This window comes from Nocardia pneumoniae NBRC 100136 (assembly GCF_000308755.1).
Taxonomy (GTDB): domain Bacteria; phylum Actinomycetota; class Actinomycetes; order Mycobacteriales; family Mycobacteriaceae; genus Nocardia; species Nocardia pneumoniae.
Window position 1 is genome coordinate 150,557 of the sequence record NZ_BAGF01000023.1, and the last position, 8,598, is coordinate 159,154.

The following is an 8,598-nucleotide window of genomic DNA, read 5'->3' on the forward strand; positions in this document are numbered from 1 at the left end:
TCGCCGCTCTCGAAGGCGTAAAGCTGTCCGGATTGAGACCTGTGGTACTTGTGGGAAGCGGCGCAGGTCACGCAAAGGTCACGGGCATTTCGGGCTGCTGGGAGAAGAAAAGACCGTGCCCTTGCCGTCGGGGGACTGGCAAGGGCACGGTCTGTCTGTGCTGTGCGCCATCAGGGACTCGAACCCCGAACCCGCTGATTAAGAGTCAGCTGCTCTGCCAATTGAGCTAATGGCGCGCGGCGTTTTCCGCTGCGGGACAAACCTTAACAGGCTGAGGCGCCAGAAGTGAAATCGTGCCCTGACCGGCGCTGATGTGGTGTCCGCCCGGGCGGTAACGCCGGGGTGCGCCGAGTTGATCTACCGGTTGTAACGCTGCAGTGACGGGCGCGGTGTTCACATTGGCCCAGGCGTGACGTGCTGGCAGAATGTCCGATTGTGGTCCCGACCGCCCGCGACACGGCGGGGTGAACGGCGTGGTGGTTGGTATCCGAAGCCATCGGTGTGTTCCGGGAGCACCGAGACTTGAAACGGGGTTGAAATGAGCGTTGGTAAGGGTCGGCGCAGACCGGCCGGACGGTGGTCGATTCGCACGATCGCCGCACCTGTGATCGTCATGACCGTCGCCGCGCTGGCGTTGACCGGGTGCTCGTCATCCGACGCCTCGCGCGCCGCGCAGGTGGCCATCGATCGCAACCCCATCACGGAGTTGATCAAGCCCAAGCTGCTGTCTCCGGTCAAGGACGGCGAGGTGGGGGTCTCGCCCGGTGTGCCGATGACGTTCAAGGTCGAGGACGGCAAGTTCACCACCGTGAGCCTGGTCAGCCCGCAGGGCAAAACGGTGAACGGCAAGCTGGCCGCCGACGGACGGTCCTGGGAGACCACCGAGGTGCTCGGCTACGGCAAGACCTACCGATTGAAGGCCGAAGCGATCGGGCTCGGCGGCGCGAACTCCACCACGCTGAGCTTCACCACCAGCTCGCCGGACAACCAGACCAAGCCCTACCTGGTGCCCGGCGAAGGCGAGGTGGTCGGCATCGGTCAGCCGGTGGCCGTCCAGTTCGACGAGAACATCCCCGACCGGAAGGCCGCGCAGTCCGCGATCAAGATCACGACCGAGCCGCCGGTCGAGGGCGCGTTCTACTGGATCAACAATCGTGAGGTGCGCTGGCGGCCGGAGCATTTCTGGGCGCCGGGGACGAAGGTCACCGTCGATGTGAACGTCTATGGGCGTGATCTCGGTGACGGTCTCTACGGCCAGGACAACATCCACTCGTTCTTCACCATCGGCGACGCGGTGGTCTTCACCGCCGACGACAACACCAAGCAGGTGACCGTCGAGCAGAACGGTCAGGTGATCCGGACCATGCCGACCTCGATGGGCAAGAACAGCACGCCCACCGACAACGGCATCTACATCGTGGCCGACCGGCACGAGAAGATCATCATGGATTCCTCGACCTACGGCGTGGCGGTCAACTCGCCGGACGGGTACAAGACGCCGGTGGACTACGCGACGCGACTGTCCTACAGCGGCATCTTCTTCCACTCGGCGCCGTGGTCGGTCGGTGCGCAGGGTTACAGCAACACCAGCCACGGCTGTCTGAACCTCAGCCCGGCGAACGCGCAATGGGTGTATCAGAACGCCAAGCGCGGTGACATCACGATCGTGAAGAACACCGTGGGCGGCACGCTGTCGGGCGTGGACGGCCTGGGCGACTGGAACATTCCCTGGCCGGTCTGGAAGGCAGGCAACGCGGACGACAACCGCTGAGCCACAGCACGAGAACGCCGAACGGGCCACCGGGGAATCCGGTGGCCCGTTCGGCGTTCCAGGCCGCACTCGCGGAACGTGGCGCAGCCTGGCCCGGGCGGATTCCGCACTGACCTGAAGCGGCGGTACGCCCACTGTCGGGGTGTTGCGACTGGCGAAGCTCAGCTGTGCTCCGGCGAATAGCGAGCGGGCCAGGTCAGGAACTCGATGCCCTGACCTGGCCCGCATGGGGTGAGCGACGGGACTCGAACCCGCGACAGCCAGGATCACAACCTGGTGCTCTACCAACTGAACTACGCTCACCATCGCCGGTGAAGAACCGGCGGGCTAGATATTAGCGTGTTACCCCGCCGACTCCCTAATCGGCGTCCAGCGAGCCGTTGACCTGGGCTGATTCAGCGACTTCTTCGACGACCCGCTCGGCCACCTCGGCGGCGACGGCGGCGATTTCGGTGGTGGACGGCCCGGGCGGGGCGACGAACGCCGTGCGCCGGTAGTACTCCAGCTCGCGGATGGACTCCTTGATGTCGGCCAGCGCGCGATGGCTCAGGCCCTTCTCCGGCTGGCCGAAGTAGATGCGCGGGTACCAGCGGCGGCACAACTCCTTGATCGAGCTCACGTCGATCATCCGGTAGTGCAGGTGGGCGTCCAGCAGCGGCATGTCCCTGGCGATGAAGCCGCGGTCGGTGGCGATCGAGTTACCGGCCAGCGGCACCGTGCGGGGGGTCGGGATGTACTCGCGGATGTAGTCGAGCACCCGCTGCTCGGCCTCCTCGACGGTGACGGTGGAGCGGCGGACCTCCTCGGTCAGGCCGGAGCGTGCGTGCATCTCGGCGACCACGGCGGGCATCGCGGCCAGCGCGTCGTCGTCGGCGTGGATGACGATGTCCACGCCCTCGCCGAGGATGTTGAGGTCGCTGTCGGTCACGAGCGCGGCCACCTCGATCAGCTTGTCGCTGTCCAGGCGCAGGCCGGTCATCTCGCAATCCATCCACACCATGTATTTGTCGGACACCCGTGCAACATTAGCCGGATCGAATCGCCCGGCCCCGCGGTACGGCGCGTTCGCCGCCTGCGCGCCCGTGTCGGCGGGGCCGTCACAAGCCACCGATGCGTGTGGTGAACCCCAGCGGTGGGGATATGTCGCTCAGCCGCCGAGCTTCTTGTAGAACGCACCCGCGATCGGTGCGGTGAGCGCGCGCGGCCCGTACTGTCCCGCCACGCTCATTCCCTTGCTGATCAGGCCGGGAACCACGCGCATCTTGTTTCGAGCGAGCGCGTCGATGGACACCTTGGCGGTGGATTCGGAGGAGACCCACATGAAGTCGGGCACCATCCGGTCCACGATCGAGGCATCGGCGGGATCGGGGGTCTCGGTGCGGACCGGGCCGGGGGCCAGCAGGGTGACGTGCACGCCGGAGCCCTTCAGTTCGCCGCGCAGCGACTCGGCGAAGGTGTTCGCGAACGCCTTGCTCGCGGCGTAGGTGGCATTGTTCGGGATCGGCATATTCCCGGCGGCCGAGCCGCTGATCAGGATCCCTCCGCCGCCCCTGGCGATCATGCCGGGCAGCACGGCCAGCGTCAGATCGTGCACGGCGACGGCGTTGAGTTCCATCTGCGCGCGTTCGTAGTCGGGGTCGAGGTCGGCGACGGCGCCGAAGGTCGCGATGCCCGCGTTGTTGCACAGGATGGCGATGTCGCGTGCGGCCAGCTCCTGCGCCAGTACGCCGCGCTGGGCGCGATCGGACAAGTCGACGGGACGCACCTCGGCGGTGATGCCGTGGGCCAGGGTCAGCCGCTGTGCCAGCTCGGTGAGCAGCTCCTCGCGGCGGGCGACCAGGATCAGCGAGTAGCCGCGCGCGGCGAGCTCGGCGGCGAGCGCGGTGCCGATGCCGGAGGAGGCGCCGGTGACGACCGCACGGTTCTCGGAAGTGGGGGAGGGCAGGCTCACCCGGTGCAGCTTAGTGGGCGCTGTCGGACGTAGCCCGTCTCCTGTCCGCGCACGGCCGGAGCGAAGGCGGGGGTACGCCCAGGCGCGGCCGTAACGGCGGCCGGGGCGTCGATGCCCGGCCGCCGCAATCGTTCACAGCCGGGCGGCGAGGCGGGTGCCCTGGTCGATGGCCCGTTTGGCGTCGAGTTCGGCGGCCAGTTCGGCGCCGCCGATGAGGTGCGGGCTGACACCCGCGGCGCGCAGCGGGGCCTCCAAGTCCCGGACGGATTCCTGGCCCGCGCAGATCACCACGTTGTCGACCGGGATCAGCTGCGGCCGCTGGCGTTTCTCGCCGAAGCTGATGTGCAGGCCGCTGTCGTCGATGCGTTCGTAGTTCACGCCACCGATCTGCTCGACGCCCTTCGCCTTCAGCGCGGCGCGATGCACCCAACCCGTGGTCTTGCCGAGGTCCTTGCCGAACGGTGTGGTCTTGCGTTGCAGTAGAACGACTTCCCGTGCCGCCGGGGCGGGCGTCGGAGTGGTGAGCTGTCCGGGCACCTGCTCGTCGTCGGACGTGACGCCCCACTCTTCTTTCCACTCGTCCAGCTTCAGCGTGGGATGACCTTCGACAGTGAGGAATTCGCTGACGTCGTACCCGATCCCGCCTGCGCCGATCACGGCGACGCGCTTGCCGACCGGCTTCTCCTCGCGGACCAGCTCGGCGTAGGACAGCACCATGGGGTGATCGATGCCCGGGATGTCCGGGATGCGCGGCTGCACGCCGGTGGCGAGCACCACCTCGTCGTAGCGGCCGGCGATGAGTTCGTCGGCGCTCACCCGCTTGTTCAGGTGCACGGTGACACCGGTGCGCTCGAGCATCCGGTGGTAGTAGCGGATCGACTCGCTGAACTCCTCTTTGCCGGGAATGCGGCGGGCGATGTCGAACTGGCCGCCGATCTTGTCGTCGGCCTCGAACAGCTCGACGCGGTGGCCGCGTTCGGCGAGGTTCACCGCCGCGGCCAGCCCGGCCGGTCCGGCGCCGACCACCGCGACGCGCTTGGTGCGGCGGGTCGGCAGCAGTTTCAGCTCGGTCTCGTGCCCGGCGCGCGGGTTGAGCAGACACGACACGGTCTTGTGCCCGAACGCGTGGTCCAGGCAGGCCTGGTTGCAGGCGATGCAGGTGTTGATCTCGTCGACGCGATCCTGCGCGGCCTTGTTCACCCATTCCGGGTCGGCGAGGAACGGGCGGGCCAGCGAAATCAGCTGGGCATCACCGCGGGTCAGGATCTCCTCGGCCACTTCGGGCATGTTGATCCGGTTGGACGCGCAGACCGGAATGTTCACCTGAGCGGTGATCTTCGCGGTGAACTCGACGAACGCCGCGCGGGGCACGGAGGTCACGATGGTCGGCACCCGCGCCTCGTGCCAGCCGATATCGGTGTTGAGGATGTTCACCCCGGCGGCTTCCAGTTCCTTTGCCAGCGCGACGATCTCGTCGAAGGTCTGGCCCTTCTCCACCAACTCGGCCATGGACAGCCGGAACACGATGATGAAGTCGGGGCCGACCGCGGCGCGCGTGCGGCGGACGATCTCCACCGCGATCCGGCGCCGGTTCTGCGCGGAGCCGCCCCATTCGTCGGTGCGCTTGTTGGTGCGCGGCGCGAGGAACTGGTTGATGAAATAGCCTTCACCGCCCATGATCTCGCAGCCGTCGTACCCGGCGAACTGGGCGAGCTTCGCGCAGCGGGCGTAGTCGTCGATGGTCCGCTCGATGCCCTTGGCCGAGAGCGCGCGCGGCCGGAACGGGTTGATCGGAGCCTTGATCGACGACGCCGAGACGCTGCCGGGCATATAGGAGTAGCGACCGGCGTGCAGGATCTGGATGGCGATCTTGCCGCCATGCTCGTGCACCGCCTTGGTGATCCTGCGGTGCCGGTATGCCTCGGTCTTGTTGGTCAGCTTCGCGCCGAACGGCAGCAGCCAGCCCGCGCGGTTGGGTGCGTAGCCTCCGGTGATGATCAGGCCCGCGCCGCCGCGTGCGCGTTCGGCGAAGTAGGCGGCCAGTTTGTTGATGTCCCAGGCGCGGTCTTCGAGACCGGTGTGCATCGAGCCCATCACCACGCGGTTGCGCAAGGTGGTGAAGCCGAGATCCAGCGGCTCGAACAGGTGGGGGAAGGAGCTCATGGGTGAGGTCGCCTTTCTCCGTCAATCCGCGTGCGGGGCTGCGGCGCGCGGATGCAGTGCTTGCAGAACTTCGTCGCACCATTCGACGAATCCCGACTCCGCGCGGATCCCCGCGCGCAGGACGAGGTACTGGTGCAGGGCGGTCCCTGCGAGCTGACCGGGGGCCGGGAAGTCCCGTTTCTCGATGTTGCGGTACAGCTCGAGCCGCTGGGCGTGCTCGTCGCGGTGGCGGGCCACCTCGGTGCGCAACGCCGTGATGTCGCCGTAGGCGGCGGCGCGGATCTTCACCGCGAGCTCGTTGCGCGGGATGCCGGAGTCGCTCGGTTCGGCGATCCAGCGGGCCAGCTCGGTGCGGCCCGCCTCGCTCACCGAGTACACCTTCTTGTCCGGCCTGCCCTCTTGGACCACGGACTCGCCGTCCACCCAGCCGGACTCCTCCATCCGCTTGAGGACGCGATAGATCTGCTGGTGCGTCGCGCTCCAGAAGTAGCCGATGGACTTGTCGAAGCGGCGCGCCAGCTCGTAACCCGAGCCGGCGCGCTCGCTCAGCGATACCAGCAACGCATGCTCGAGTGCCATGCGCCGAGGATAGCCGTGACATCCGGTACTATGCAACTGGGTGCATAGCGGCGTGGACGGTTCCGCGGCTGCCCAGCCTTCGCAAAGCTTCGCACCCACGTTCCCCGGCCGCGCCCATTAAGCTGCGCGGCATGACCGAGGTGAACGCGCGGGCGACGGTCGGGCAGGCCGCCGGGCGCGGGCAGATGGTGGCGTGGGGGCTGTGGGACTGGGGGTCTTCGGCGTTCAACGCCGTCATCCTCACCTTCGTCTTCTCGGTGTATCTCACCGACAAGGTCGGCGACGACCTGCCCGGCTCGGTCTCCGCCAGCGCCTGGCTCGGCTGGGCGCTGGGTATCGCGGGCCTGATCGTGGCAGTGACCGCGCCGGTCAGCGGGCAGCGCTTCGATGCCTCGGCCAAACGCAAACACTCCCTCGGCGTGCTGACCGCGCTCATGATCGCCGCGATGACGCTGATGTTCTTCGTGCACGACGACTACCACGACTTGTGGCTCGGCTTGGTGCTGCTGGCGTTCGCGTCGGCCTGTTTCGAATTGTCGAACATTCCGTACAACGCGATGCTGCGGCAGGTGTCCACCCCGCAGACGGTCGGGCGGGTCTCCGGTTTCGGCTGGGCCATGGGCTATTTCGGTGGCATCTTCCTGCTGTTGATCTGCTATTTCGGCTTCATCTCCGGCGAGGGCGACAATCGCGGGCTGCTCGGCGTGCCCACCGACGACGGGCTCAACATCCGCTTGGTCGCGGTGCTGGCCGCCGTGTGGTTCGCCGCCTTCGCGCTGCCGGTCATGTTCGCGGTGCCCGAACTGCCCCGGACCGACGCTGATCCCGGCGCGGCGAGCGCCGGGTTCTTCGCCTCCTACCGAGTGCTCTGGCGTGATCTGCGCGAACTGTGGCGCACCGACCGGCGCACGGTCGGCTTTCTGGTCGCCAGTGCCGTGTTCCGTGACGGTCTCGCCGGAGTGTTCACCTTCGGGGCGGTGCTGGCCGTGCGGGTCTACGGCATCGACGACTCGGACGTGCTGCTGTTCGGCATCGCCGCCAATGTGGTTGCCGCGTTGGGCGCGATCGTCGCGGGACGCTTCGACGACGGGGCCGGGCCGAAGATCGTCATCGTGGTGTCGCTGGCGGCGATGCTGGTGTGCGGGCTGGCGCTGCTGGTGGTGTCCGGCCCGCTGATGTTCTGGATCTTCGGGTTGCTGCTCACGGTTTTCGTCGGCCCCGCGCAGTCGGCGGCGCGCTCGTTCCTGGCGCGGCTGGCGCCGCCGGGCCGCGAGGGTCAGTTCTTCGGCCTGTACACCACCACGGGACGCGCGGTGTCCTTCCTGGCCCCCAGCCTTTTCGGGTTGTTCGTCTGGCTGTTCGACGCCGACCGTGCGGGCATCGCCGGGCTGCTCGTCGTGCTCGCGGCCGGACTCGCGGTGCTGCTGCCGGTGCGCTCGCCGGACCCGATGGAAGTCCGCACCGATCAGGTCCCGCGGGATTCCGGATCGGAGGGGATTCGGCCGTGAGCGGCCCCGATCACCGCCGTTTCGGTGGCCGCCACGCGCCCATGCCCAGTGCGATCAGGCGCATTTGCTGCACGGTGCGGTCGACGATCGACTGCTCCTCGCGCGGCGCCGCCGACACGTAGGCGGCGATCCCGTCGGTCACCGTCGTCACCATCAGATCGGCGGCGATCTCCAGGTCTCGCGGCGTCCAGGAGTCCAGGGCCCTGATCCGGGACAGATCGGCGACGAGTTCCCGCACGATCAACTGGATCTCGCGCGCGATCGCCGTGCGCAGCGCCGCCGATCCGCCGTGCCGCTCCCTGGTCAGGAAGCCGAACAGCTCCCGCTTCGGCTCTACTTGCGTGAACACGAATCGCACCGTGTCCGACAGGCTCGCGTCGGTGTTGCGGCGCACTTCGCGCAGCGCGAGGCGCAACGCGGTGACGCCGTCGTCCACCAGTGTCGCGCCGAGGTCCTCCAGCGACGCGAAGTGCCGATAGAACGCCGTCGGCACGATACCGGCCGATCGGGCGATCTCCCGCAGGCTCAGCGCGGGGAAACCCCGGTCGGCGGCCAGCGCCAAGGTGCCGTCCAGGAGTGCCTGCCTGGTTCGCTCCTTGCGTTCGCCTCGGGTCGCTGCCTGCTCA

At 67.8% G+C, this 8,598-nt stretch carries 7 protein-coding genes and 2 tRNA genes; 2 read left to right on the top strand and 7 right to left on the bottom strand.

Features of this window, described 5'->3' with window-relative positions:
* Window positions 1–163: 163 nt before the first annotated feature.
* Window positions 164–236 (bottom strand) — tRNA-Lys (locus ON34_RS06230).
* A 302-nt stretch (window positions 237–538) separates the two neighbouring features.
* Between ON34_RS06230 and ON34_RS06235 the strand changes: the two genes are divergently transcribed.
* Window positions 539–1,771, top strand: coding sequence for a L,D-transpeptidase (locus ON34_RS06235; RefSeq protein WP_040775321.1), 1,233 nt, complete (start codon window positions 539–541; stop codon window positions 1,769–1,771).
* Window positions 1,772–1,998: 227 nt separating this feature from the next.
* Here ON34_RS06235 and ON34_RS06240 read toward each other — a convergent pair.
* The 5 genes from ON34_RS06240 to ON34_RS06260 all read right to left on the bottom strand — a co-directional run bounded on the left by ON34_RS06240 (window position 1,999) and on the right by ON34_RS06260 (window position 6,464).
* Window positions 1,999–2,074 (bottom strand) — tRNA-His (locus ON34_RS06240).
* A 55-nt stretch (window positions 2,075–2,129) separates the two neighbouring features.
* A complete protein-coding gene (gene orn / locus ON34_RS06245; RefSeq protein WP_040775325.1) occupies window positions 2,130–2,786 on the bottom strand; it encodes an oligoribonuclease in 657 nt (218 codons plus the stop codon).
* Between the two features lie 132 nt (window positions 2,787–2,918).
* Window positions 2,919–3,722, bottom strand: coding sequence for a mycolate reductase (gene cmrA, locus ON34_RS06250; RefSeq protein ID WP_040775327.1), 804 nt, complete (start codon window positions 3,720–3,722; stop codon window positions 2,919–2,921).
* 132 nt (window positions 3,723–3,854) lie between these two features.
* Window positions 3,855–5,885 carry an NADPH-dependent 2,4-dienoyl-CoA reductase gene (locus tag ON34_RS06255; RefSeq protein WP_040775330.1) on the bottom strand — a complete coding sequence of 677 codons (2,031 nt, stop codon included), beginning with the start codon at window positions 5,883–5,885 and terminating at the stop codon, window positions 3,855–3,857.
* 21 nt (window positions 5,886–5,906) lie between these two features.
* Entirely contained in the window at window positions 5,907–6,464 is a 558-nt protein-coding gene (locus ON34_RS06260) for a PadR family transcriptional regulator (protein WP_040775332.1), read from the bottom strand.
* Between the two features lie 131 nt (window positions 6,465–6,595).
* On the opposite strand from ON34_RS06260, the gene ON34_RS06265 reads away from it, so the two are divergent.
* Window positions 6,596–7,972 carry an MFS transporter gene (locus ON34_RS06265; protein ID WP_040775334.1) on the top strand — a complete coding sequence of 459 codons (1,377 nt, stop codon included), beginning with the start codon at window positions 6,596–6,598 and terminating at the stop codon, window positions 7,970–7,972.
* A gap of 10 nt (window positions 7,973–7,982) precedes the next feature.
* Here the strand turns inward: ON34_RS06265 and ON34_RS06270 are convergent.
* Window positions 7,983–8,598 (bottom strand): TetR family transcriptional regulator (locus ON34_RS06270; protein WP_040775336.1); only part of this gene is annotated, 616 nt, incomplete at its 5' end.